This window comes from Cellulomonas soli (genome assembly GCF_013409305.1).
Lineage (GTDB): Bacteria > Actinomycetota > Actinomycetes > Actinomycetales > Cellulomonadaceae > Cellulomonas > Cellulomonas soli.
On sequence record NZ_JACBZJ010000001.1, the window covers coordinates 1,679,619 to 1,702,966 of the forward strand.

Consider the following 23,348-nt stretch of genomic DNA (forward strand, 5'->3'; position numbering starts at 1 on the left):
CTCGCCTCCTCACCGGTGGCCCGCCGCAGGACGACGGTGGCTCGCAGCACGGCCCGTCACCCCGATCCGACGGGCTCGGCGGTGACGACGACGTTGTCCGTATAGTGCCCGATGTCCCGCCGGAACGCCCCGCCACAGGTGACGAGGACGAGCAGGGGCCGACCGTCGCGGGCGAACCACTGCTCCAGGGGCGCCCCGTCCTTGCCGATCTGCTCGAGCCGCACGACCCGGTACGCGTGGGTCCGGCCGTCGCTCGTCGTCAGCTGCACCGCGGTGCCCACGGTCGCCTCCCGCAGGCGGGCGAACGGTCCGATGCCGGTGGTCGTGGAGTCGACGTGGGCGGCCAGCAGCGTGCTGCCGGCGGGTGAGTCCGGTGCGGCCCCGTACCGGTACCAGCCGGCACGGTCCGCGTCCTGGGGGACCTGCATGGTGCCGTCGGTCAGCACCCCGACCGGGTCGACCGGCATGTCGAGGCCGAGCTCGGGGACCTGCAGCCGGGCCGGTGCGGCGGGCTCCGGTTCGGCGGTCAGGGAGCCGAGGTCGCTGCGTCGGACCGGCACGTCAGCTTGGGGGAGGGTCGTGGCACTCGTGGTCGTCGTCGGTGCGGGGCTCGTGGACCCGGCCGGGCTCGGTCCGGACAGCGGGCCCGGCGCGGTCGGTCCTGCGGACGTGGTGCGCGCGTCGTGCTGCGGGCCGGGGGTGCAGCCGACGAGCAGGGCGGAACCCAGAAGCGTCGGGACCAGCAAGGCCGGGACCAGCAGGCTCGGGTGCAGCAGGCGGGCCGCGGCCCGGGGACGCTCACCGTTCACGATGGCCTCCCCGGGTCGCGGCGTGCCGGGCGGGTGCGTCGATCCGTGCCGGGGGGTGCCCGGTCAGCGCTGCCCGCTCGGCATGGTCGCCTGGCGGCGACGGGCGAGGGCGTACCCGCCGGCGCCGGCGACGGCGAGCCCGATGAGGGCGGCTACCCCCAGCAGGCTGCCCTGGCTCATTCCCTGCCACGCGCCCTCGTCCGCGCCCTGCCCGAGGCCCTGCCCGAGTCCCTGGTCGGCGGCGAGGCCGACCTGGCCGGCATCGATGCCCGTGGGCGAGGAGTGCAGGCCCTCGATCGTCTGGGTCGCCAGGGCGAGGGTCGACGGGGTGGCCGCGGGGTCGCCCCAGGCGTAGACGATGGTGCTCACGCCCTCGCGAACCGGGACGTCGGCCGGGCCGAGGAGTGCCGGCGTGGTGGTGCCGGCCGCGACGACGCTGGCGGAGACGGTGCCGGCGGGCAGGTCGAGGACCTTCTCGCCCGGGTTGGCCAGTCCGGTGATGACGGCGGTGCCCCCGGCGAGGACGTCCACGGCCGGTGCGGCGGCGACGTGGCGGACGGTCAGCCGGCCCTGCCCGGCGGCGGTGGCCGAGGTGTCGTCGGTGAAGAGGGTGGCGGTCGGGGTGCCGGCGGCGTCGAGGTGCGCGACGGCCGTGTAGCTGGTGCCGGCGGCGAGCGTGAGGTCGACGGGGCCGATCGCGGGGGAGCCGGCATCGGCGGCGTCGGACGCGGTGATCGCGACGGTGTAGGTGCCGGCCGCCAGGTCGAGCGGACCGGCGAGCTCGCCGGGGTCGAAGTCGTCGAGCGTGCGTTCGCCGTTCACCCAGACGTCGACGACCAGGCCGGGCACGGCGTGCAGCACGGACAGCCGGGCGGTGGAGGTGGCCGCGGAGGCGGGGGTGGCGGCGAGGGCGAGGCCCGCGAGGGCGAGCAGGCCGGCGGCGGTGCCGGCGATCGGGCGAGTGCGCATGGTGTCCTCCTGAGCGGGCCCGTCGAGCGGGCTGCGTGTCCTGACACCCCTACTTCCGCCACGAGGGTCGTTCCGGATGCACGAAACCGTCTCGGATCGGCCGGACCCTGCCGTTCGGTCGCGGCGGCGAGTGCGACCCCGAGGATAGGCAAGCCTTAGTTGCCCCGCTATGCTTTGCTGACAGCGCGTCAGTTCCACCTTTCTGACGACACACCCCATGAGCCGTCGTCAGGCGGTGCGACGGAGGAACCCCCGGATGAGCACACCCAGCGCCGCCGACGAACCCCTGTCGGCCGCTCTCCGCGCCGGCACCCGCGAGCAGCACGGCGCCGCCGAGCGCATGCCGTTCATGGAGGCCCTCGTCGCCGGGCACCTCGACCGGTCCGCCTACACCGCGCTCGCGGTCCAGCAGCTGTCGGTCTACCGCGCGCTCGAAGCCGTGAGCGACCGCGTCGTGGGGGACCTGCTCGGCTCGACCCTCGTCTTCCCCGAGCTCACCCGCGTCCCCGCGATCGAGCAGGACCTGGCGTACCTGCTCGGCCAGGACTGGGCCGACCACGTCACGCCCCTGCCGGCGACCGTCGCCTACGTCGCGCGCCTCGACGAGATCGACGACTCCGTGCCGCACTACGCCGCGCACGCCTACACCCGGTACCTCGGCGACCTCTCCGGCGGGCAGATCCTGCGCCGCATGATGCAGCGGCACTACGGGTTCGAGGACGACGGCGTCGCGTTCTACGACTTCCCGCAGATCCACCGGCTCAAGCCGTTCAAGGACGTCTACCGCGAGCGTCTCGACGCCCTCCCGTTCGACGCGGGCACCCGCACCGTCGTCGTCGAGGAGGCGCGGCTCGCCTTCGAGCTCAACCGGGCGATGTTCGCCGACCTCGGCCTGCAGCACCCGGCGGGTGGCTGAGCGGGAAGCCGCCCCACCCTTCGTTGGCGCCCCGAGGGTCGGGCGTACCGGTGCGAACCGGACGCCGGAACGCGCTCTGACCTGGTGAAGTCCGGTCCTCACCCTCGCTCGAGGTCGTCCCGGAGGCCCCTGAGGGTCGATGATGTGCAGGTGTCGACGACCGGACCCGACGACTCCCCCGAGGACGACGTCCCCGCGGCGAGACCCCTCGGCGCGTCCGCCTTCGCTCTGCTCGCGCACCGCCTCGACGAGTGCCGCACGCTCGAGGACGTCGTCGAGGTCGCGGTCGTCCAGTCCGTCGCCCTGCTGCCCGCGGCACGCGCCTCGATCGGCCGCATCGAGCAGGACACCTGCCGCACCCTCGCCACCGAGCCCGAGGCGACCGACGCGCGCTCGCTGTGGCTCACCCGCCGCTCGCTGCGCGCCGACGAGCGGCCGGCGATGCGGCGCCTGCTGCGTCACCGGGAGAGCTGGACGGCGCACGTCGCCCACCCCGACGGCACCCCCGCGAGGCGTGACGACCCCTCGCTCGGCGACCCGGTCGAGGTCGCGACGCTGCGCGACCTCGGGCTGACGTCCTCGCTCGGCACACCGCTCGTGGTGAACGGCACCGTGTGGGGCCAGCTGTCGGCGCTGCGCGGTCCGGACCTGCCGCCGTTCGACGAGGAGGACGTCGCCCGCGCGGAGGTCGCCGCCGCGCTCGTCTCGGGTGCCATCGCCCGCGTCGACCTGGGCGAGCAGATCCGCCACCTCGTCGCCGACGACCCGCTCACCGGGCTGGCGAACCGGCGCATCGCCGACGACGCCGCCGACGCCGCGCTCGAGTCCGGGTTCGAGACCTGCATCGTCATGTGCGACGTCGACGGCCTCAAGCGCGTCAACGACGAGCTCGGTCACGACGTCGGCGACGACCTGCTGCGTTCGGTGGCCGACGTCATCCGCCGGGTCGCCGACGCGCTGCCGGGCACCACGGCCGCACGCATCGGTGGCGACGAGTTCAGCCTCGTGACCGTCAAGCACACGCGGGCGGACGTGGCCGAGACCATGCACGCGATCGTGTCGGCGTTCCCGCTGCCGCACGGCGCAGCGATCTCCTACGGCATCTCCTCCACCGCGGTGACCGGCGCGGTCTCCGCACGGCACCTGTTCCGCCGGGCCGACGCCGCCCAGTACCGCGCGAAGCGGGCCCGTGCCCGCGCGCGGGCCAACCTCGCGCCGGCCGGCGCCGACCCCGCCGTCACGGCCGAGCGCGTGCTCGTCTCGGGGGCCAACGCGATCGCCGCCGCGCAGCCGTCCGCGGTGCCGCGCCTGTGCGCCCTGGCCGCCGTGGCGACCCAGACGCTCGGCGGTTCCGCCTGGGCGGTCCTCATGCGGCGTCCGGATGCCGCGTTCGACGACCAGGCCTCGGCCGTCGCGCGCGGGGGCAGCCCCACCGAGCCCGGCCAGGACTCGGCGGTGCTGACCGTCGCGCACGAGCGGTGGGTGCTCGAGGTCGGTGCCTCGTCCACGGCCGCGCAGGGCGAGGTCGTCACGACCGCCCTGCAGGCGCTGGCTGCGGTGGCGGTGATCGGCGCCTCCTGACGGCGCAGCGGCCGTGCCGGACCTCGCCGAGCCGGGCCGGGCCGGGCCCGCGACGGTCAGCCGTGCAGCGGCAGCGTCAGGGTCGTCGGTGCGTCGGGCACGACCCGGACCGGCACGCCCCAGTCCTGCGCGTTGAGGTGGCACGCCGGGTACTCGATCGCCGGGTCCGCGTCGCAGCTGGCCGCGTGCGCGGTCACGTGCAGCACGCCCTCGGCGACCTCCGGGTTGATGCGCAGCGTGCGGGTCAGCGGCACGGCGTCCCCGGCGCCGTCGAGCAGCAGCTCGGGCGGCGTCGAGGAGACCTGCAGGCGGGTCGAGGGCCCGTACCGGTCGTCGTACTTCTGCCCGGCGGCCGGGGTGAACACCACGTCCAGGCGCAGCTCGCCCGCGGCGATGTCGGTCACGGGCCGCTTCGTGCGGTGCGCGCCCGCGTCGAGCACCTCGCCGACCAGGCCGGCCGGCAGGGCCAGGCGCGTCAGCCGGTGCGCCGCGGACTCCACGACGAGGACGACGAGGCCGTCGCCGCCCGACCCGGTCAGCACGACCAGGCCCGACGGCTCGGCCAGCCCGGTCGCGACCGTGCTCACCTCGCCGGGCGTGCCGGTGGGCGAGCCCGGTGCGGGCGGGACGTACCGGCGGACCGCCCCGTTGTAGGTGTCGGCGACGAGCACCGAGCCGTCCGGCAGCGCCGCGACGCCCAACGGGTGCTGGAACAGGGCCTGGTCAGCCGTGCCGTCGCGGTGACCGAAGTCGAACAGGCCCGTGCCGACCGCCGCGTGCAGGTGCCGGTCAGCGGGGTCGAGCCGGCGCAGGGCCGAGGTCTCGGAGTCGGCGATCCACACCTGCCCGTCGGGTGCGACCGCCAGGCCGGACGGCTGGGCGAACCAGGCCTGCGCCGGGTCCCCGTCGACCAGACCCTCGTTCATCGTCCCGGCCAGGTGGGTGACCGTCCCGTGCTCGCCGTCGAACGTCCACAGCGTGTGGTGACCGGCCATGGCCACCACGAACGCGCCGAGCCCGGCCGACCAGGCGACGTCCCACGGCGAGGAGAGCCGCACGTCGCGCGCCGGCGCGGTGAAGCCCACCCGGACGTCGGCCTGCACGGGCGGACCACCTGCTGCCGACCGCACGTTGTCGGCCGCACCCACCATGAACTGCTCGCCCGTGCCCGCGACGGTCGTGACCTGACCGTCGGACAGCCGGATCCCGCGCAGCGCGTGGTTCACCGTGTCGGCCACCAGCACGTCGTAGCCGAGCCGCTCGCGTGCCTCGTCCGGCACCAGGCACAGACCGTTCGGCTCGCTGAACCGCGCCTCGTCCGGGCCGCCGTCCACGGACCCGCGCGCGCCCGAGCCGAACGCCCGCAGCAGCGTCTCACCGTCCGCCGCCAGCTCGACCACGCGGTGGTGGCCGGCGTCCGCGACGAGCAGGTGCCCGTCGGGCAGCGCCACCGCCTTCGCCGGGAAGCGCAGGGTCGACGCGACCGGCTCCGGAGGCACGTACGGGCCGTCGCCGCGGTGCAGCGTGCCCTTCGCCTCGTGCTCCGCGACGAGGTCCCGCACGAGGACCTCGACGTTGTGCCGGTGCCCCTCGCCGGCCATCTGCGCCACGACGTACCCCTCGGGGTCGATCACGACGAGCGTGGGCCATGCCCGCGCGGTGTACGCCGACCAGGTCACCAGCTCGGGGTCGTCCAGCACCGGGTGGTGCACCTCGTACCGCTCGACCGCCGCGGCCAGCGCCACCGGGTCGGCCTCGTGGACGAACTTGGGGGAGTGCACCCCGACGACCACGAGCACGTCACGGTGGGCCGCCTCGAGCTCGCGCAGCTCGTCGAGCACGTGCAGGCAGTTGACGCAGCAGAACGTCCAGAAGTCGAGGATCACCATCTTGCCGCGCAGGTCGGCCAGGCTCACGTCCTTGCCGCCGGTGTTCAACCAGCCGCGCCCGACGAGCTCGGACGCGCGGACCTTGGGAAGACGGACGCTGCTGGGGTTCACGGGCCAAGTCAACACGACCCGCACGCGTGCGGGTGGCGCGCTCCGGCCCGGGGCGAGCGGGTGATCTCCGCGTCGAGGACGCGTGTGCTCGTGCGCACGCCGCGACCGCGGTGCACGCTGGGCCCATGGCGGGCGACGACGGCCACCTCGAGTGCACCTACTGCGGCACACGCATGTCGGTGCACCCGCCCGGATGGTGCTCGCTCGACCTGGAGAGCGACGTGGGCCCCAAGGAGCTGCACTGGCGCCGCGGGTTCTGCTCGCAGCAGCACGCCGCAGCCTGGCTCGCCCGCCCGCTGCCGGCACCCGACCGGGTGCACCGGGCGGAGCAGGACGTGCGGCACGACTGGCGCTTCTACGGCGGCCTGCTCGCGGCGATCACCGTCTGCTTCTTCGCGACCGCCGGGGTCGTGACGATCTCGAGCATCCTGTGACGTCTGGTCGGCGTGGTCCGCGGCCCTCGGACCGCGAGCCGGACGTCCTTCGAGGGGCGACGCGCCGGACGGTCAGAGCGCGGCGCTGACGCAGCGCACGCAGATCCACAGGCCCGCACCGGTGAGCGCGACCGCCAGGACGACGAACGCGAGCACCGTCCCGCTGCCGGCCGTCTCGCGCCACGGCGGTCGTGCGTGCCCGGAGGGTCGGGTCAGCGCCAGCGGGGCGTCCGGCCCGGCCGACCCGGCCGGGCCATCGGTGCCGCTCACGTGCGGTCCAGCACGTAGATGCGCGGGTGGTGACCCTTGGCGAACACGCGCTGCTCGGTGCGGACGGTCCAGCGCGCGGCCTGGTCGCGCAGCACCTTCTCCATCACGGCGATCTCGTGCGTGAGCACGACGAGCCGGCTGCCGGGGGCGGTGCGGTCGTAGGCGGCGTGCAGCAGCCCGGTGTGCACCTCGACGGCCGTGGAGTGCGAGCCGTGCAGCGTGCCCCACGGGGGGTCGGCGAGCACGAGGTCGAACGGTCCGTCGAGCTCGGGCGGCAGGGAGCGGACGTCGGCGGTGACCCACGTGGCACGTCGCGCGAGGCCGGCCGCGGCGGCATTCTCGGTGGCCATGGCGGTCGAGTCGGGGTCCACGTCGACGCCCACGGCCAGGGCGGCGGGCCCGGCGAGCAGGCGTTCGATCAGCAGCGTGCCCGAGCCGCTCATGAGGTTGAGGACCCGGTCCTCGGCGTGGATCCCGCCGAGTCGGGACATGGCGGCCGCGATCGTCGCGTTGGCCGCGCCCGGGTAGTCGCGCACGCGCCAGGTGCGCGCGGACAGGGGTCGCGGTCCGATGCGGACGAGCACGTCCCAGCCGGGGTCGACGTCGGCCGCGGGCCGGCCGCCGCCGGGGTTCCGGCCGTCGCTGCTGCGCGCCGCGCCGCGGCGCACCTTGAGCACGAGCTCGCCGCCGGTGTCGTCGTGGCGCAGGCCGGTCGCCTCGGTGAGGGCCGCGGCGAGCTTGGCGAAGGCGACGGAGTCGCGCCCGGCGGCCTCGAACCGGAAGGTCGACGAGCCACGGGCGCGTAGCGAGGCGTACACCGCGTCGACGATGCGGCCCAGGTGGTCGCCCGAGGTCAGCGATCGGGGGCGCGGCACGTCGAAGTGCAGCGACACGAACGCGGCGACGGCGGTGCGTAGCGTGAGGACGTCGGTGAGCGGCCCGCGGTGCTCGACGACCAGCGCGTCCTCCCGCCCGCGGACGGGCTGCGCCGGACGTTCGGGGCGCAGGGTCGCGGCGATCTCCTCCTGCAGGACGTCGCCGAGCCCGGGCAGGAACGTCAGCTCGACGCGGGTCGGTCGGGGTCCGGGGCGGTGCGGGGCGTCGCGGGTGTCGCGCCGGGGCCGACGGTCGTCGCCGGGCGCGGGCCGACCGGCGGACGCCGGCCGAGCGGGGCGCGTGCCCTCGCGGCTGTCCTGCCGGCGGTCGGTCTGGCGGTCGTGCTGGCGGGACGGTCGGCTCTCGCCGTGGCGCCTCGGGCGCGGACCGTTCACGCGGGGACGGGCGCGGCTGCGCCGACCGCGCGGAGCACGAACGCCTCGGTCTGCTCGATGGCGCGCTCGCGGTCGGCGCCGTCGTCGGGCACGCCGCGGCCGGACAGGCACGCGTTGACCAGCGGGACGGTGACCTCGAGATCCTGCTCGGGGAACGCGCCCGAGGCGATCCCGGCGGCCAGGATGCGGCGCAGGATCATCTCGACGATGACGACGTGCTCGCGCACGCGCTGCTGGGCGCCGCGGGAGAGCACGGAGCGCAGCTCGGGCCCGGGGGCCACGTGGTAGACGCGCTTGAGCTGGGCCTGCTGGCGGACGTAGGTGCTGAGCTGGTCGACCGGGTCCTCGATGTCGTCGAGCGAGCGCTGCAGCGTCGCGGCGTACTGCTCGGTCTCGTGGGTGATGAAGCCGAGGAGCATCGACTCCTTGTCGGGGAAGTGGTTGTACACCGCGGTGCGGCCGACGCCGGCGACCTGGGCGATCTCGGCGAGGGTGATGGCGTCGAACCCGCGCTCGGCCATGAGCGCGGAGAGCGCGGCGTACAGCTTCTGGCGCGTCTGCTCGCGGTGCTCGTGGAGCGACCCCCCGATGATCTTCGGCATCCTGACATGATCGCACGCGATGTCAGATCCTCGGACGCCGGATCCTGCGTCCGATCGGCTGCCGACCCCCGCGCGACGGACTCGTGACCCGTTCGGGTCCTCCTCGCCGAGCGCGGCCGGTGAGGAGGGTTTTGCACGGGCGGTCGCTCTGACCTGCGTGAACGAGGACAGGTGTCCGAGTTGTCCGTTTCGGGACCTGGTCCGGTAGCGTGCGGTGCGCCCGGGACGTTCCCGGGCTTCCCGGATCTGGGGGTGGACGTGGCTGGTGAGGTTTCTGCGGCGGATGGTGCGCTGAAGGCGGGTGCGGATGCGGTGTCTGCGGGTCGTGCGGACCTGCAGCGTGAGCTGGCCTCGTTGGAGGGCAAGCTGTCGGGTCTGGGTGCGCAGTGGCAGGGGCAGGGCGCGGTCGCGTTCACCTCGTTGATGACGCGCTGGCGTGAGGACGCCTCGAAGATCGTGGCGGCGCTCAACGAGTTCGAGGCGAACCTGCTGTCCTCGCAGTCGACGTACACGGCTGCTGATGACACGCAGTCCTCGTCGTTCTCGCGGTTGTCCGGTCGGCTGGGTTGAGCAAGGGAGAGATGACGATGGGTGATCTGAAGGTCAACTTCTCCGGGCTGGCCACGGCTGCCTCGGACATCGCTGGTGGTGCCAACCAGATCGAGGCGCGTCTGGGTGACCTGGACCAGTCGTTGGCGCCGTTGCGGGCGAACTGGTCGGGTGAGGCTGCCTCCTCCTACGAGGCTGCGAAGGCCAAGTGGACCGCGGCGCTGAGCGACATGAAGGGTCTGCTCTCCGACATCGGTCGCGCGGTGCAGTCCTCCGGTGAGGACTACCAGTCCACCGAGAAGGCCAACGCCGCCCGCTGGTGAACCACCCGCCCCACCCCCGATAGCGTCGCGATCACGCACCACGGGGGTGGGGCGGCCTCTCGTGCACGGGCACACGGTCCGGGCACGTCCACCGTCCACCGACCCGTGGGTTCTCCCCGATCGAAAGGGATCTTGTGAGCGAGGTTCGACTCGACCAGGACGTGCTCGACAGGCGCGTGCGGCGCCTGCGCGAGAACGCCAAGTTCTACGCCCGCGCCCAGCAGGAGCTCGAGAACCTGATGGGCGAGCAGGATGCCGCGCAGTGGTCGGCGGCCTCGCCCGTCGGTGCGTATCTCAAGACCCTGGGGACCGCGCTGGCACAGCTCCAGTCGGGACTGGTCGCGATGCACGACACCGTCGAGGCCCAGGCCGAGGCGCTGGAGGGCACGGCGGCCCACCTGACGGCGCAGGACGAGGCTGTGGCGGACTCGCTCTCCGCGGTGGCTGCGCGCTCGGGTTACTGATGGCACGTCGATCCCTGCGCGTCGCGGTGCTGACCGCGACGTCCCTCTCGGTGCTGACGGTCGCAGCCGGTCCGGCTGTGGCGGCTGACGACCTGTCCGATGAGGGCCTGTGGTACTACACGGCGACGGGGATCGAGCAGGCCCACCAGACGACCACCGGTGAGGGTGTCACCGTCGCGGTGATCGACTCGGCGATCAACCCTGCGGCGCCCGAGCTGCAGGGCGCTGATCTGACGGTGACAGAGCCGGGGTACTGCGCACTCGAGGCGGGTGGTGATCCCCTGCCTGCCGCCAGCACTGACGAAGCCGCGTTCCACGGCACGTCGATGGCGTCACTGATCGTCGGCAACGGCGCGGGGGCGAACGGTCAGCGGGGGGTGCAGGGTCTTGCGCCGGGCGTCAGACTCCTCTTCTACGGTGACATGTCCGGCCAGGGCCCGTGCTTCTCCGACCCGGAGCGCACCACCCGCGTGCGGCAGGCTGTGGATGACGGCGCCGACATCATCAGCATGTCGGAGTCGAGCGATCTCCAGGAACTAGCGCTCCCGTCGGACGACATCGCGTATGCCCTGGCGCACGGGGTGATCGTGGTGGCGTCGTCCCCGAACACTGGTGGTGTTGGCTTGCCGGTGTACCCGGTTGCGTACAACGGGGTGGTGGGTGTGGCGGCTGGTCGGGCGGATGGTCAGGTCTCGGATCTGGTGGTCAGTGCGGACTATGTCGATGTGATTGCTCCGGGTGAGGACATCCGGGCGTTGACGCCGCAGGGTGACTGGTCGGTGTATGCGGTGGAGTCGGGGTCCTCGGGTGCCACGGCGTACACCTCGGGGGTGTTGGCGTTGGTGTGGTCGGCGTATCCGCAGGCGACGGCGAACCAGATCCTGCAGTCCTTGATCCGTAACACCGGCTCGGAGGATCACGAGCTGGGGTGGGTGGACCTGTGGGGGTACGGGACGGTGAACGTGCGTCACATGCTGGCCAACGACCCGACCCAGTACCCGGACGTGAACCCGCTGCTGAGCGAGGAGGGTTCTCCGTCTTCGGCCGATGTGGACGCGGCGCGTGAGGCGGCGGCGCCGGTGCCGAGCCCGTCGGCGACGGAGTCTGAGTCGGCGGCGGACGCACCTTCGAGCCCGGTTGCGGAGGCCGAGGGTGGTGGGGGTGCCGGCCTGCTGGTCGCCGGGGTGGGCCTCCTGGCCGTGGTCCTTGCGGGGGTCGTGACGGCCGTGGTGATCGCCCGACGCCGTCGTCTTGCCCATGACCTGCCGACATCCGTTGACAACCCCAGCACGGGAGCCTGAAGTGACGAAGAAGGCCGATGACCTCGCCCGCACCCTCGCGCCTCCGGTGCGCTCGCGGTGGGCGATGGTCGGGGGTGTGCTGGCGCTGACCTGTGCTGCCTCGTTGACGGTGGGCGCGTCCGCGGCTGTGGCAGCCGACGACTTGTCCGATGAGGGCTTGTGGTACTACACGGCGACGGGGATCGAGCAGGCCCACCAGACGACCACCGGTGAGGGTGTCACCGTCGCGGTGATCGACGAGGGCATCAACCCGGCCGTCCCCGAGCTGCAGGGTGCTGACCTGACCGTCCATGAGCCGTCGTACTGCGCCCTCGAGAGGGGGGGTGACCTGCTGCCGGCGGCCGTGACCGACGAGTCCGCGCTGCATGGCACCTCGATGACCTCGCTGATCGTCGGCAATGGTGTGGGCGCGAACGGTCAACGGGGGGTGCAGGGCGTCGCCCCCGGGGTCAGGCTCCTGTTCTACCGGTCCCTCGCCCCGGCGTGCGTCCAAGACAGCGGCTACACGAGTGGTGACGCGATCCGTCAGGCCGTCGACGACGGCGCCGACATCATCAATGCCTCGTGGGGATCTGAGAGCGTCATGGCGGACGTGGCGCCGGGGGACATCGCGTACGCCTTGGCGCACGACGTGATCGTCGTGGCCGCCGCTCCGAACGCCAGTGGGCCGTCTCTTCCGACCTACCCGATCTCCTACAACGGGGTGGTGGGTGTGGCTGCCGGTCGGGTGGATGGTCAGGTCTCGGATCTGGTGGTCAGCGCGGACTTCGTCGATGTGATTGCTCCGGGAGTGGACATCCGGGCCTTGACGTCCGAGGCCGACTGGTCCGTGTATGAGTTGAAGTCGGGCACGTCGGGTGCCACGGCGTACACCTCGGGGGTGTTGGCGTTGGTGTGGTCGGCGTATCCGCAGGCGACGGCGAACCAGATCCTGCAGTCCTTGATCCGTAACACCGGCTCGGAGGATCACGAGCTGGGGTGGGTGGACCTGTGGGGGTACGGGACGGTGAACGTGCGTCACATGCTGGCCAACGACCCGACCCAGTACCCGGACGTGAACCCGCTGCTGAGCGAGGACGGCTCGCCCTCGCCGGCCGATGTGGACGCGGCACGTGAGGTGGTGACGCCGACCCCGTCGGTGACGGCCACGCAGGGCGCGTCGGATGCGCCCTCGAGTCCGGCGGTTGAGGCCGACAGCGGGGGCGGCGGTCTGCTCGTGGCCGGGGTGGGTGTCCTGGCCGTGGTCCTTGCGGGGGTCGTGACGGCCCTGGTGATCGCCCGACGTCGTCGTCTTGCCCATGACCTGCCCACATCTGTTGACCACCCCAGCACAGGAGCCTGACGTGACGAAGAAGGCCGACGACCTCGCCCGCACCCTCGACGCCGACCTCGCGGCGCTGTGGGACTACGTGGACCGCATCAAGGCACTGAGCCGATCGGTGGAGGATCACGCCGCCGGCCTGCGCCCGATCGCGGCCGACCTGGGCGTGTCGGGGCAGGTCGAGGACGTCGCCGCGGAGTCGCTCGCCTCCCTGGCCACGCAGGGCGTCGCTCTCTCCGACCAGTTCGCGGTGGTGTCCGCCTCCGTCAGCCAGGCCCGCGAGGCGCTCATATCGGCCCGGAACGCCTATCACGCACTCCCGGAGGGTGGGCTGGACGGGTGGCAGGCCGTCGCGGTGACCGCTGCCAAGGTGGCCGTGCCCGGGGTCGGGACGCTCGCCGGGGACGCGGCTGCGGTGTATTGGACCGCAGAGAACGCCAAGGAGCGCGAGGCTGCGGCGGGCAGTGCCCTGCAGACGCTGAAGAGCGACCTGGAGGCGGCGTCGGCCGTCGTGGTGAGCGGTACCTCGTGGTCCGAACTGCCGAACGTTGGCGATCCGACCGTGAACGACTCGACGGAGTCGACCGTGTCGGGCACCTCCACGAGCGGCTCGACCCGACGGTCGGTCGCTTCCGTCGCCACGATCGGCTCGACGAACACGAGCACGAGCAGTACCACGACGCCGCTGACGTCCACCCCCATCGGTACCGGGTCGATCATCAGCACCCCGTTGACCCCGGGCTCGACGGCGCTCGACCCCACGGTGCCCGGGTCGTCGACGAGCGGTGGGTCCACCTCCGCGGACGGTCACCTGACCGGCGGCACCGTGCCCGGGACGGTCCGGACCGGGCTGCCGGGCGCACTGCCCGGGTCCACGGTCGGCGGGGCGGGTCTGGGTCTGTCAGGGTCGGGCATCGGGAGCGGGAGTGCCGACAGTGCCCTGGCGGGCGGGCTCGCGGCCGGCGTCACGGCGCTCGGGTCGACAGGGTTGAGCCGGTTGGGTTCCACCGGTGGTCTCCTCGGCGTGTCCGGGGCCGGCGGCACGTCCGGTCTGTCGTCCGGCGGGTCGTCGGGTGTTCTCGGCGGTGGCCGGTCCGCCTCCACGGCGAGCACCACGCTGCGCGGGACGTCGGGGTCGTCGTTGGTCGAGGGCAGCGCATCGACCACGACCGCCACGGGCGCGGCCGGCGGGCGCTCGACGGGGTCCTCGTCCGGGATGATGCCCGGCGGTGGTGGCGGTGCCGGTGGTGGCAAGGAGAAGCGTCGACGCGCGGGCGGTGGCCTGATCGCCCCCGGGTTCGAGGACGACGACCGCCGGGTGGCGGTGCCGCTGGGCGCCGGTGCCCGGGCTGGTTCGCGCGACCAGCTGCCCGTCGTGCTCGAGGTCGAGGAGCCCGACGACACCTGGTGATCTGCCGTGACCCGCTGGTGACCTGCCCGGATAGGGGCAGGTCACCAGCGGTGGGTCGGGCCGCTCAGCGCACCCGGGCGCCCTCGCCGACCTGTGCCACGACGGCGGCGACCACGTCGGCGTCGGCCAGGATCCGCTGGTGCCCGAGGCCTTCCGTGGTGCGCAGGACCGCGCCCGGCCAGGCCTGGGCGATGCGCGCGCCGACCTCGTAGGGGGTCTCCTTGTCGCGACGGTCGTGCACGACGAGCGTCGGCGGCATGCTGCCGTCGGTGCCGAGCGGCACGAGGTCGAAGTCGGACAGCGGGCGCCCGCAGAAGGCCTCCATGTCCTGCTGCAGCGGCACCCGGGTCCGCTCGCCGAAGCCGAGCAGGGCGGCGAAGTCGTAGGTGATCTCGACGAAGTCGTGGTTCGGGGCGACGAGCACGAGCTGCTGCGTCGGCAGGCCGAAGTGCACGACCATCGACGCGCTCGTGCAGCCGAGCGAGTGCGCGACGACGGCCTCGGCAGGGCCGAACCGGTCGGCCACCGCGGTGAACGACTCGATCATCTCCATGAGGTTCCCGCGGCCCGGGCCCATGCCCCCGGGTTCGGAGTCGCCGTGCCCGGGGGCGTCGAACGCGACGACCCGGTGGCCGCTCGCGACGAGCGGCTCGACGAAGGCGCCGAGCTGGCCGCGCCAGCCGCCCCAGCCGTGCACGAGGTAGACGGTCGGGCCCTCTCCCCAGGTCTCGACGACGACTCGGCCGCCGCGGGGCACCGGGACCTGGGTTACCTCGCCGGGCGTGGTGCGCAGGTCGCGGCGTCGGCCGGCGTTGCCGGGCAGCGTGCACCACACGTCCATGGCGAGGGCGGCGCCGCGGCGCGGGGCGAGCCGGTCGAGCACACCGAACCGGGTGCGCAGCGTGAGCAGGCGCGCTGTGGACGCCAGGCGTGCGCGGCGGCTGCGGGTGGTCACGGGCGGGTGGGCGAAGCTCATCGGGTGGTCTCCGAGGTCTCGGGGGAGGGGGTGCGGGCGGCGGCGAGCAGGGCGTCGACCGCGGTGCGGGCGCGTGCTTCCGCGTGCGGGTCGTCCAGCAGTCGGTGGGTGTGGAAGAACGCGAGCATCACGCCGTAGAGGTCGAACGCGAACTGTGCGGTGTCGACGTCGGGCCGCAGCTGTCCCTCGGTGACGCCGCCGGCGACGATCCGGGCGATCGTGCGGGCCAGCTCGAGGTGCAGCTCGCGGAGCCGGTCGCGCACCGGGCCCGGCTGGTCGTCGAGCTCGGTGCCGGCCTTGACGATGACGCAGCCGCCGGGGCCGCGTCCGGTGCCGCAGGCGAGCCACCGGTCGACCAGGTCGCGGATCCGGGGCTCACCACGTGGGGCGCGCAGGGCGGGGCGGACCACGGTGGTGGCGAACTCCTCGGCTGCGGCGTCGAGCACGGCCAGCTGGAGCTGCTCCTTGGAGCCGAAGTGGGCGTAGAGGCCGCTCTTCGACATGCCTGCGCAGGTGGCCAGGTCGCCGAGGGTCAGGCCGCCGAGGCCGACGCGCACGGTGGTGGCGACGGCCTGCGTGAGGATCGCGTCGCGCGTGCGCTGCCCCTTGGTCGCCGTCCCCGTCACCCGCAGAAATTAGCACGACCGTGCGGAAAGGCCCGTGCTGACGGCCGCACGCAGGGCCTGCCGGGGGCCGGTGGTAGCGTCCCCGGACCATGAGCACACCGCGTGACGACCGGCCCGGAACCCCTCCCACCACCGCCGGTGTGGGCAAGCAGCTGGCCCGCGACATGGGCCAGGGCCTCGCCGAGATCGCCGTCTGGGCCGTGGCCGTCGTCGTCGTGGTCGGCGGTCTCGGTCTGCTCGGCTCGCTCGTCGGCGGCCCGGTCGGGTTCGTCGTCGGCGCGCTGCTCGGCGTCCTCGTGCTCGGTGTCACGTGGCTCGTGCTGCTCGTGGCAGGGGTCTCCCTGGCGGCGAAGGTGCTCCGCCGCCAGGGCTGAGTCCCGGTCCCGGGACGGCGTCAGTCCTCGAACGGCGCCGCCGGGATCGCCGCGTCGACCCGCTCGAGCGTGTCGTCGATCGTGTCGATCGCCTCGCGCAGCGGCGAGCCGTCCGGGACCCAGTGGTCGCCGGTGCCACCCAGCCGTGCGCGCCACGGCGTCTGGATGCCCGTGCGACCGTCGATCCGGTCGTCCACCTCGTCCACGGCGATGTCCCGCACACCCTTCAGGAGCGTGCTCGCCGCCTCCGGGACGGGAGCGCCGCTCAGCCCGGTCAGGGTGCGCACCACCGGCTTGAGCACCACGCCCTTGACCAGCAGCGTCTTGATGAGGAAGCCCTCGCGCGAGAAGAACGACATCTTGTTCACGGCCTGCAGCAGCGTGGCGAGCCGCTGCAGCAGCGGCACCAGCCGGGCCAGCACCGCGGCGATGCGCGAACCGGCCACGGCGGCCTCGGCCGCGGCAGCCGCACTCCCGGCGACCGCCGAGGCCCCGAGCGTCACCAGGCTCAGCGCGGCGCTGACGGCCAGCGTGAGCAGCGCCCACTCGATGAGCTCCTGGATGATCGTCGCCACCAGCTCCTCGGCGAGCTCGACCTCCATCGCAGCGTCCTCGAGGAACTCGGCGGTCTCGACGCTGCCGTCGGCGAGCTGCTCGACAGCGGCGAGCAGCTCGGTCATCGACGCCTGGAACGCGTCGTGCGCCTCGCCCTCCCATGCCGAGCCGAGCGGCGCGATGACGTCCCTGTGGTGCGTCGCGAGCTGGTCGATCGTCGCCGCGAGGTCACGCCAGCGCTGGGCGGTCGAGCGGACCTCGTCCGACGAGCCGGTGACCCAGTCGAACATGTCCGCGAGCGGCGAGACGAGCGGCCGCATGAGCGAGTCGATCATGCCGTCGAGGGGCGACATCCAGCCGTTGATCTTGTCCCACACGGAGACCGCGGTGCCGACCCCCATCAGAGCCTCGCCTGCAGCTGGGTGAGCAGCGCGGACACCGAGTCGTCCCCGGTGGCGTAGCCGTCAGCGGTGGCCACCAGGCCGTCGCCGATGTTCCGGTAGATCTCCTGCAGCGCCGCCAGCGCCTCGCCGAGCCCTTGGTAGCGGGCATCGAACGCCGCCTGGACCTCGTCGGCCTGCGGCAGCTTGCCGAGGGAACCTCGCGGCAGGTCCGCCGCGAGCCGCTGGGACTCGACCGCCGCGTAGCTGTCGGCGATCGCCTGGTGCTCGGAGGCCGCGCGGCGCAGCGCGTCGAGCTCGACGCGGACCTGGGTCATGCCTGCTCCTGCCGCCGACGCTCGAGCTCGGTGCGCAGCGCCGTGCGCGTCCGCTCCGGCACCTGGCCGGCGACGAGGTCGCGGATGTCGGCCGCACCCGGCAGGTCCTCGGTCAGGCGCGCGACGGTCGCGGCGACGTCCTGCTGCGCGCGCGCCGCGGCCTCGAGCACGACGTCGCGCAGCTGCTCGGGCGTCAGGCGGTTGGCACCCTCGGCGAACCGGACGTCGACGAGGGCACCCGTGGTGCCCACCGTGACGGTCGCGGAGCGGTCCGCGCTCGTCCCGGTGCCCCGGGCGCTCGCCAGGTCCTCCTGGAGGGCCGCCACCGCCTCGAGTCGAGCGCGGGACTCCGCCTCGACGCGTGCCACCCACTGGGTCGTCGTTCCCGAGACCGATCCTCCGTCTCCGCCGGCCACCAGGGCCGGACATCGTGCGCATACCGGACACCGCCGGCGAGAGGACGGTAGCGGACCGCGGGCCGAACCCGTGGGCCCGACCTGTCGCGGCCACCCTGTGCCCGCCGCGGCGCGGCAGGTAGCGTTCCCTCGCATGACGAGCGACACGGAACCCGTCCCGGCCGACAGCGACACCAAGGACTGGACCTGGGTGCTCGAGCGTCGTTGCTCGGAGTGCGGCTTCGCGGCGGCCGACGTCGACGGCCCGGAGATCGCCGGGACCGTGCGCGACCTGGTGCCCCGCTGGGTGTCCGTGCTGCACCGCCCCGACGCCCGCGTGCGTCCGGCCCCGACGACGTGGTCCGCGCTCGAGTACGGCGCGCACGTGCGGGACGTCATGCGCGTGTTCGACACGCGCCTGGCGCTCATGCTCGACGAGGACGACCCGCTGTTCGACAACTGGGACCAGGACGCCACGGCGCTCGCCGAACGGTACGACCTGCAGGACCCGGCGGCGGTCGCCGACGAGCTGGCGGACGCCGCCGAGGCCACGGCCGCACGGTTCGCGGGCGTCGGCGACGACCAGTGGGAGCGGTCCGGGAGGCGGTCGAACGGGTCGGTCTTCACGGTCCGGACGCTCGGCCAGTACTTCCTGCACGACGCGGTCCACCACCTGCACGACGTGCGCGGCTGACGTCCTCGGGTCGTCGCTGTGACGGGGATCGCAGGCACGTCCACAGAAGTTGTCCACAGGCCTGTGGGCAGATCGTCACCCGCGCTCTCCACACTGTGGACGGCGTTGTGGACAACGTGCAGGTCTCTCGCGACACGACACCGAAACCTGTTCGTGGACGACGCCGTGTACCGTCCGCGGGCATGAGCCTGGCGAACGCTGCTCTCCCGGCCGACCTCGACGATCGTCACGTGCTCGCCCTCCCGGCAGGCACCGACGTCGCCCCGCTCGCCACGGCCTGGTTCCCGGCTGCGGACTGGGTGCGCCACCCGGTCCCGTCCGAGCAGCCACCCGCACGCGCGCGCCCTACCCGCGGTGCGCGGTTCCGTGGGTCCGTGGTGGACGTCGCACCCCCGCTCCCGGGGCTGCTGCGGCTCGACGACGCGCTCGCGCTCAGCGGACCCGTGACCGTCGACGCCCAGGTGGCGGGCAGTGCCGGGATGCCGGCCCGCGACCACGACCTCTACACGCTCGTCCCCTCTCCGGCCGACCCCGCGAACGACCCCTCGAGCGACGCCCCGACCGACCCCGTGGCCGACCCCGTGACCGACCCCGTGGCCGAGCCGCCGGCCGGGCCGTCCCTCGACCTCGCCCTCGGCTGGTTCACCGCCGCGGCGCGCCGGGCCGGCGGGGTCATCCTGCCCGCGGACCGCTCGCGCGTCGTGGCACCCGACCCGGGGGCCGCGGTCGACCTCACGCTCTGGTCCGCGCAGCTCGTGCCCGCGGACGACCTGCTGCCGCTCGTCCGCCCCGCCCTCAGCGGTGCGCGCACCGCCGCGGTCGACGTGCCCGCCCCGCCCGGGACCGCCCCCGCGGCGCGCCCCGCGGCCGTCGTCGGGACCTACGAGTACGACGGTGCGGTGCGCGTGGCGACCTCCCGGTCGACCGACATGCCCGTCGCGCTCGCCGGCCTCAGCTGGCGCGACTACGGCCCCTGGGTCTACCGCGTGACGTGGGTGCCGACCGAACCGGTCGAGCTCGAGCAGGAGCACACCTCGCACCTGCACCAGATCGCCCGCGCCCGCGTGGCGCCCGCGGTCGCCCGGGCGACGGCCGCGCTGCAGCGGGCCGTCGGCGGCACGGTCGTCGACGGCGGCGGGTTCGTGGTCACCCCCGACGAGCTGGCGGCACGGGCCGCGGCGACCACCCGGTGATCCCGCCCGCCGATCAGGAGAACGGCACCAGCCCGGCGGGCACCAGGTCGACCTCGACGGTCAGCTGCGAGCCCGAGCCCTCGGAGAAGATCACGCCGCGCAGCGGGGGCACGTCCCCGTAGTCGCGACCCCAGCCCAGCACCACGTACCGGTCGTCGACGAACTGGTCGTTCGTCGGGTCGACCTCGACCCAGCCCGCGCCCGGCACCCACGCGGAGACCCAGGCGTGCGACGCGTCGGCGCCGCGCAGCTTCTCGCGGCCGGCCGGCGGGCGCGTCTCGATGTACCCGCTGCCGTACCGCGCGGGCAGGCCGTGCGCGCGCAGGGCGGCGATCATCAGGTGCGCGAAGTCCTGGCACACACCGGTGCGCTGCTCGAGCAGCTCGACCTGCGTCGTGCCGACCGTCGTCGAGCCGGAGCGGTAGGTCATCTCGGTGCGGATCCGGTGCGCGAGGTCCGCGAGCACCTCGGCGAGCGGCGCCCCCGGCGTGAACGACGGCTCGGCCCACGCCCGCACTTGGTCGGACGGCACGACGTGCCGTGACGGCAGCACGGCCTCGCGCAGCGACCTCAGACCTGCGGCGTCGGTCTTCACGTCCGACAGGTCGCCGTCCGCGACACCGCGGGCGACGTCCTCCCAGCCCACGGCCGGCAGGGCGTCGACGGACGCCGCACGCCGGGAGACGACGAGCCGGGAGCGCGAGGTGACGACGAGCTGCTCGTGCGGCACGGTCACCCCGAAGTAGGTGGTCCGGTTGCCGAACCAGTCGACGTGCTCCGTGGTGTCCGACGGCGTCGGCTCGACGGTCAACGACGTGGCGACGACGTGCTGGTCGGGCAGCTCGCGCGGCGTCGTGACGGTCCTCCCGTACGAGTCGGTGACCGGCGCGGTGTACGTGTACGTCGTCCGGTGCACCAGGTCGTACTCGCGTCCGGTGCTCGTGCCGGCCGTGTCCGTGCTCATGCCGACCCCCAGACGTCGGCGAACGCCCGGCTGGGTGCCAGGTGCACGAAGTGCAGGCGTTCGATCTCGTCGCCGGCGGCCACCAGGCGCCAGCGCATCGACTCGAGCGTCTCCGCGAGCCGCAGCCGGGTGCCGGCCTGCGGGCCGCCCGGCTCGCCGACCGCCTCGGCCAGCACCCGCACGTCGAGCTCCGCGACCAGGTCCGTGACGCCCGTGACGAGGTGGTCGCGCTGGTCGGCGGGCAGCCGGGGGGCGGGGATCGCGGCGAGGTCCTCGCGCAGCCGGTCGAGCTGGAACGCGAGGGAGCGCGGGTTGTCCGCGTCCTGCAGCAGCAGGGCGAGCAGTGTGTCGACGCGCGGACCTGCCTGGTGTCGACGCCGGTAGGTGATGGCCGACTCGTGCGCGGCCGCGACCCCTTCGAGCACGAGCCGTTCGACCGTCGGCGCCCGCGTCGGCACGAGTGTGGCGGCGAGGGTCTCCACGATCCGCTGCGCTCGTTCGAGCCGGCGGCCGGCGTCGGAGAACCGCCAGCCGACGTCGCGCACCTGGCTCTCGGCGGTGATGCCGGACAGGGCGAGCAGCCCTTCGAGCGCCCGGTCCAGGACGGGCCGCAGCCCGGCGGTGAGGGCGGCGCGCTCCGCGACGGCGGCGAGCCGGTCGACCGTCGGGCCCAGGTTGAGCGGCTGCTCGACGGGCCGACGACCGCGCTCGTCGCGCAGCGTCCGCTCGATCCGGGTCAGCGGCCCCCAGGTGTCGGACGAGAGCTGGTCGCGCACCGCGCTGGACGCGCGCGAGAGCCCGCGCACGCAGGCCAGCACGGAGTCCTCGGTCTGCGGGTCGAGGGTGAGCGCGCGCAGGTCGGGCCTGCCCTCGCGGCGCAGCTCCTCGGGCACGAGCGCGGTGACCAGGGCCGTCAGGGCGCGGCCGCCGGTGGTCCGCAGGTTGCGGTGCTCGTCGTCCCAGCGGTCGACGAGGAGGCGCAGCGTGCGCGTCTGGCCCTCGGCGCGCTCGGCATACCGACCGATCCAGAACAGGTTCTCGGCGGTGCGCGGCGAGATGCCGGACGTCGCGCGGTTCGGTCCGTCGCCCGCCCGGGCGCGCTCCGGGCCGGAGGTGCCGAGGTCGGCGTCGTCGGGCTCGTGGGTGTCGTCGAACGCCCGGGCGAGGACCCACACGTCCTTGGCGACAGCGCCGGTCGCGTTCGAGACGAGGGACGCGGCGACCGGGGTGCGCACGACGGGGCCGTCGGTCGCGTGCGCACCGGGCCCGGCGGTGCCCTCGACCACGCGTGCGAGGCCGCCGGCCATCACGGTGTAGGTCTCGTCGTGCGCGACCGCGAAGGTGCGCAGGACCGCGGCGCGCGGTGCCCCGCTGCTCGGATCCGCGGCGCCGTCCGACGACGCGCCGGCCTGCAGGGGCTCCTGGCCGACCCACCGCCACGGCTCGGCCTCGATCCGCGCGGCGAGGTCCGCCCGTTCCGCCGCCGAGAGCGTCCACCCGGTGACCGCCCCGCCGACGTGGTCGGTCGGCAGCAGCACGAGCCGGTCGATCCGGTCACGCACCGCCCGCAGCCCCTCCGGGGTGCCGCACCACCAGGTCGGTGCGGAGTCGAGCAGCAGGTCGTCGGCCAGCACCTCGCGGGCCAGTCGCGGCAGGTAGGCGTGCAGCGCGGGGCTCTCCAGCACGGACGCGCCGAGCGGGTTCACGACGCTGACCGTGCCGGCCCGGACCGCCCGGACGAACCCGGGCACGCCCAGGCGCGAGCCGATCCGCAGGTCGAGCGGGTCGCACCACTCGGCGTCGACCCGACGCAGCACGACGTCGACCGCCTCGAGCCCGTCGATCCCGCGCATCCACAGCCGACCCTCGCGCACCAGCAGGTCCGTGCCCTCGACGAGCGGCAGACCGAGCAGGGACGCCAGGTACGCCTGGTCGAAGGCCGTCTCGGACCAGGCGCCCGGGCTGAGCAGCACGGCGCGCGGCTCGTCCTCGACACCGGGCGGTGCGGCGTCGTGCAGCGCGAGCCGCAGCGCATGGAAGAACGGGCCGAGCCGTTGGATCGACGTCTGCCGGTACACCCCCGACAGGACCTGGGCGACGACCCGGCGGTCCTCCATGGCGTAGCCGGCGCCCGACGGCGCCTGGGTGCGGTCGGCCACCGCGGTCCACCGGCCGTCACCGTCCCGGCACACGTCGGTGGCCGTGAGCACGAGCTCGCGCCGACCGGGCAGCCGCAGACCGTCGACGGCCCGCAGGAAGCCGGGGTGGGCGAGCACGACGGTCGGCGGCAGCAGCGTGTCGGTCAGCAGGCGGCGCTCGCCGTAGACGTCCCGCAGGACCGCGTCGAGCAGCACGGCCCGCTGCGTGAGCGCCGCGTCGAGCCGTGCCCACTCGGGCTCGTCGACGACGACGGGCGCCGGGTCGAGCCGCCACGGCTGCGCACGCAGCTGGTCGTCGTCGGGGTCGGCGCCGTACGTGACGCCGCGGTCGGCGAGCAGCTGCTCCGCGCGGGCGCGCACGTCGGCGAGGTCGATCCCGGCGTCACCGTCGCGCACGAGGCTCACGTCGGGGGACGAGAGCAGGTCGGTCACGGGGGTCAGCCTGCCCTACCTGTGCGGATGCGGTCCTGCGT

At 74.0% G+C, this 23,348-nt stretch carries 25 protein-coding genes; 12 read left to right on the top strand and 13 right to left on the bottom strand.

The features are described 5' to 3' along the window. Positions 1-56 precede the first annotated feature (56 nt). A complete protein-coding gene (locus BKA22_RS07830) occupies positions 57-809 on the bottom strand; it encodes a class F sortase (RefSeq protein WP_223203737.1) in 753 nt (250 codons plus the stop codon). Between the two features lie 63 nt (positions 810-872). Next, positions 873-1,778: a DUF4397 domain-containing protein gene (locus BKA22_RS07835; RefSeq protein WP_146954574.1), complete on the bottom strand. Its 906-nt coding sequence runs from the start codon at positions 1,776-1,778 to the stop codon at positions 873-875. A 256-nt stretch (positions 1,779-2,034) separates the two neighbouring features. Between BKA22_RS07835 and BKA22_RS07840 the strand changes: the two genes are divergently transcribed. Both BKA22_RS07840 and BKA22_RS07845 read left to right on the top strand, forming a co-directional pair. Beyond that, the gene (locus BKA22_RS07840) at positions 2,035-2,694 is read left to right on the top strand and encodes a biliverdin-producing heme oxygenase (protein ID WP_146954573.1); all 660 of its coding nucleotides are present in this window, start codon (positions 2,035-2,037) and stop codon (positions 2,692-2,694) included. A 150-nt stretch (positions 2,695-2,844) separates the two neighbouring features. Further along, positions 2,845-4,275, top strand: a complete 1,431-nt coding sequence (locus BKA22_RS07845; RefSeq protein ID WP_146954572.1) for a GGDEF domain-containing protein — start codon at positions 2,845-2,847, stop codon at positions 4,273-4,275. 56 nt (positions 4,276-4,331) lie between these two features. On the opposite strand, the gene BKA22_RS07850 is transcribed toward BKA22_RS07845, so the two are convergent. Beyond that, entirely contained in the window at positions 4,332-6,275 is a 1,944-nt protein-coding gene (locus tag BKA22_RS07850) for an NHL domain-containing thioredoxin family protein (protein WP_146954571.1), read from the bottom strand. Positions 6,276-6,400: 125 nt separating this feature from the next. On the opposite strand from BKA22_RS07850, the gene BKA22_RS07855 reads away from it, so the two are divergent. Further along, a complete protein-coding gene (locus BKA22_RS07855; protein WP_146954570.1) occupies positions 6,401-6,709 on the top strand; it encodes a hypothetical protein in 309 nt (102 codons plus the stop codon). A gap of 72 nt (positions 6,710-6,781) precedes the next feature. Here the strand turns inward: BKA22_RS07855 and BKA22_RS07860 are convergent, their stop codons facing one another. From BKA22_RS07860 to BKA22_RS07870, 3 genes are read right to left on the bottom strand one after another with little or no spacing between them, the layout of a single operon-like run. After that, entirely contained in the window at positions 6,782-6,979 is a 198-nt protein-coding gene (locus BKA22_RS07860) for a hypothetical protein (protein ID WP_146954569.1), read from the bottom strand. Next, complete coding sequence (locus BKA22_RS07865) at positions 6,976-8,250, bottom strand: methyltransferase domain-containing protein (protein ID WP_146954568.1); 1,275 nt, start codon at positions 8,248-8,250, stop codon at positions 6,976-6,978. Before BKA22_RS07865 ends, BKA22_RS07860 begins: the two co-directional genes overlap by 4 nt. Further along, complete coding sequence (locus tag BKA22_RS07870) at positions 8,247-8,852, bottom strand: TetR/AcrR family transcriptional regulator (RefSeq protein WP_146954567.1); 606 nt, start codon at positions 8,850-8,852, stop codon at positions 8,247-8,249. The genes BKA22_RS07865 and BKA22_RS07870 overlap by 4 nt, the downstream gene beginning before the upstream one ends. A gap of 258 nt (positions 8,853-9,110) precedes the next feature. On the opposite strand from BKA22_RS07870, the gene BKA22_RS07875 reads away from it, so the two are divergent. The 6 genes from BKA22_RS07875 (at position 9,111) to BKA22_RS07900 (ending at position 14,221) form a co-directional block, all read left to right on the top strand. Then, positions 9,111-9,422 (top strand): WXG100 family type VII secretion target, encoded by a 312-nt coding sequence (locus BKA22_RS07875; RefSeq protein ID WP_146954899.1) that lies wholly within the window; start codon positions 9,111-9,113, stop codon positions 9,420-9,422. A gap of 17 nt (positions 9,423-9,439) precedes the next feature. After that, the gene (locus BKA22_RS07880) at positions 9,440-9,724 is read left to right on the top strand and encodes a WXG100 family type VII secretion target (protein ID WP_146954898.1); all 285 of its coding nucleotides are present in this window, start codon (positions 9,440-9,442) and stop codon (positions 9,722-9,724) included. A 134-nt stretch (positions 9,725-9,858) separates the two neighbouring features. Further along, the gene (locus BKA22_RS07885; protein WP_146954897.1) at positions 9,859-10,188 is read left to right on the top strand and encodes a hypothetical protein; all 330 of its coding nucleotides are present in this window, start codon (positions 9,859-9,861) and stop codon (positions 10,186-10,188) included. After that, entirely contained in the window at positions 10,188-11,489 is a 1,302-nt protein-coding gene (locus BKA22_RS07890) for a S8 family serine peptidase (protein ID WP_179561689.1), read from the top strand. The genes BKA22_RS07885 and BKA22_RS07890 overlap by 1 nt, the downstream gene beginning before the upstream one ends. Position 11,490: 1 nt before the next feature. After that, positions 11,491-12,831: a S8 family peptidase gene (locus BKA22_RS07895; RefSeq protein ID WP_179561690.1), complete on the top strand. Its 1,341-nt coding sequence runs from the start codon at positions 11,491-11,493 to the stop codon at positions 12,829-12,831. Between the two features lies 1 nt (position 12,832). Next, a complete protein-coding gene (locus BKA22_RS07900; protein ID WP_146954839.1) occupies positions 12,833-14,221 on the top strand; it encodes a hypothetical protein in 1,389 nt (462 codons plus the stop codon). 64 nt (positions 14,222-14,285) lie between these two features. On the opposite strand, the gene BKA22_RS07905 is transcribed toward BKA22_RS07900, so the two are convergent. Beyond that, entirely contained in the window at positions 14,286-15,197 is a 912-nt protein-coding gene (locus BKA22_RS07905; RefSeq protein WP_146954840.1) for an alpha/beta fold hydrolase, read from the bottom strand. Continuing rightward, positions 15,194-15,823 carry a TetR/AcrR family transcriptional regulator gene (locus BKA22_RS07910; protein ID WP_146954841.1) on the bottom strand — a complete coding sequence of 210 codons (630 nt, stop codon included), beginning with the start codon at positions 15,821-15,823 and terminating at the stop codon, positions 15,194-15,196. Before BKA22_RS07910 ends, BKA22_RS07905 begins: the two co-directional genes overlap by 4 nt. Before the next feature lie 89 nt (positions 15,824-15,912). On the opposite strand from BKA22_RS07910, the gene BKA22_RS07915 reads away from it, so the two are divergent. Beyond that, positions 15,913-16,197 carry a hypothetical protein gene (locus BKA22_RS07915; protein ID WP_146954842.1) on the top strand — a complete coding sequence of 95 codons (285 nt, stop codon included), beginning with the start codon at positions 15,913-15,915 and terminating at the stop codon, positions 16,195-16,197. 20 nt (positions 16,198-16,217) lie between these two features. Here BKA22_RS07915 and BKA22_RS07920 read toward each other — a convergent pair whose 3' ends face one another. The 3 genes from BKA22_RS07920 to BKA22_RS07930 are packed head-to-tail and all read right to left on the bottom strand — an operon-like array spanning position 16,218 to position 17,838. Then, positions 16,218-17,153 carry a WXG100 family type VII secretion target gene (locus BKA22_RS07920; RefSeq protein WP_146954843.1) on the bottom strand — a complete coding sequence of 312 codons (936 nt, stop codon included), beginning with the start codon at positions 17,151-17,153 and terminating at the stop codon, positions 16,218-16,220. Continuing rightward, positions 17,153-17,470, bottom strand: coding sequence for a type VII secretion target (locus tag BKA22_RS07925; RefSeq protein ID WP_146954844.1), 318 nt, complete (start codon positions 17,468-17,470; stop codon positions 17,153-17,155). Before BKA22_RS07925 ends, BKA22_RS07920 begins: the two co-directional genes overlap by 1 nt. Next, a complete protein-coding gene (locus tag BKA22_RS07930) occupies positions 17,467-17,838 on the bottom strand; it encodes a YbaB/EbfC family nucleoid-associated protein (RefSeq protein ID WP_179561691.1) in 372 nt (123 codons plus the stop codon). The genes BKA22_RS07925 and BKA22_RS07930 overlap by 4 nt, the downstream gene beginning before the upstream one ends. A 181-nt stretch (positions 17,839-18,019) precedes the next feature. Here BKA22_RS07930 and BKA22_RS07935 point away from each other — a divergent pair, with 181 nt between their 5' ends. After that, positions 18,020-18,559 (top strand): DinB family protein, encoded by a 540-nt coding sequence (locus BKA22_RS07935; protein WP_146954846.1) that lies wholly within the window; start codon positions 18,020-18,022, stop codon positions 18,557-18,559. A gap of 182 nt (positions 18,560-18,741) precedes the next feature. Further along, a complete protein-coding gene (locus tag BKA22_RS07940) occupies positions 18,742-19,752 on the top strand; it encodes a hypothetical protein (protein WP_179561692.1) in 1,011 nt (336 codons plus the stop codon). Between the two features lie 13 nt (positions 19,753-19,765). On the opposite strand, the gene BKA22_RS07945 is transcribed toward BKA22_RS07940, so the two are convergent. Beyond that, positions 19,766-20,716, bottom strand: coding sequence for a transglutaminase family protein (locus BKA22_RS07945; protein ID WP_146954848.1), 951 nt, complete (start codon positions 20,714-20,716; stop codon positions 19,766-19,768). Further along, entirely contained in the window at positions 20,713-23,307 is a 2,595-nt protein-coding gene (locus tag BKA22_RS07950; protein ID WP_223203763.1) for a circularly permuted type 2 ATP-grasp protein, read from the bottom strand. The genes BKA22_RS07945 and BKA22_RS07950 overlap by 4 nt, the downstream gene beginning before the upstream one ends. Positions 23,308-23,348 lie beyond the last annotated feature (41 nt).

Bases quoted from the DNA above. Each gene is read 5' to 3' on its own strand.
- BKA22_RS07945 (WP_146954848.1), bottom strand. From the start codon at position 20,716: ATGAGCACGGACACGGCCGGCACGAGCACCGGACGCGAGTACGACCTG.
- BKA22_RS07925 (WP_146954844.1), bottom strand. From the start codon at position 17,470: ATGACCCAGGTCCGCGTCGAGCTCGACGCGCTGCGCCGCGCGGCCTCC.
- BKA22_RS07905 (WP_146954840.1), bottom strand. From the start codon at position 15,197: ATGAGCTTCGCCCACCCGCCCGTGACCACCCGCAGCCGCCGCGCACGC.
- BKA22_RS07915 (WP_146954842.1), top strand. From the start codon at position 15,913: ATGAGCACACCGCGTGACGACCGGCCCGGAACCCCTCCCACCACCGCC.
- BKA22_RS07880 (WP_146954898.1), top strand. From the start codon at position 9,440: ATGGGTGATCTGAAGGTCAACTTCTCCGGGCTGGCCACGGCTGCCTCG.
- BKA22_RS07935 (WP_146954846.1), top strand. From the start codon at position 18,020: ATGACGAGCGACACGGAACCCGTCCCGGCCGACAGCGACACCAAGGAC.
- BKA22_RS07835 (WP_146954574.1), bottom strand. From the start codon at position 1,778: ATGCGCACTCGCCCGATCGCCGGCACCGCCGCCGGCCTGCTCGCCCTC.
- BKA22_RS07920 (WP_146954843.1), bottom strand. From the start codon at position 17,153: ATGGGGGTCGGCACCGCGGTCTCCGTGTGGGACAAGATCAACGGCTGG.
- BKA22_RS07840 (WP_146954573.1), top strand. From the start codon at position 2,035: ATGAGCACACCCAGCGCCGCCGACGAACCCCTGTCGGCCGCTCTCCGC.
- BKA22_RS07890 (WP_179561689.1), top strand. From the start codon at position 10,188: ATGGCACGTCGATCCCTGCGCGTCGCGGTGCTGACCGCGACGTCCCTC.
- BKA22_RS07855 (WP_146954570.1), top strand. From the start codon at position 6,401: ATGGCGGGCGACGACGGCCACCTCGAGTGCACCTACTGCGGCACACGC.
- BKA22_RS07940 (WP_179561692.1), top strand. From the start codon at position 18,742: ATGAGCCTGGCGAACGCTGCTCTCCCGGCCGACCTCGACGATCGTCAC.
- BKA22_RS07870 (WP_146954567.1), bottom strand. From the start codon at position 8,852: ATGCCGAAGATCATCGGGGGGTCGCTCCACGAGCACCGCGAGCAGACG.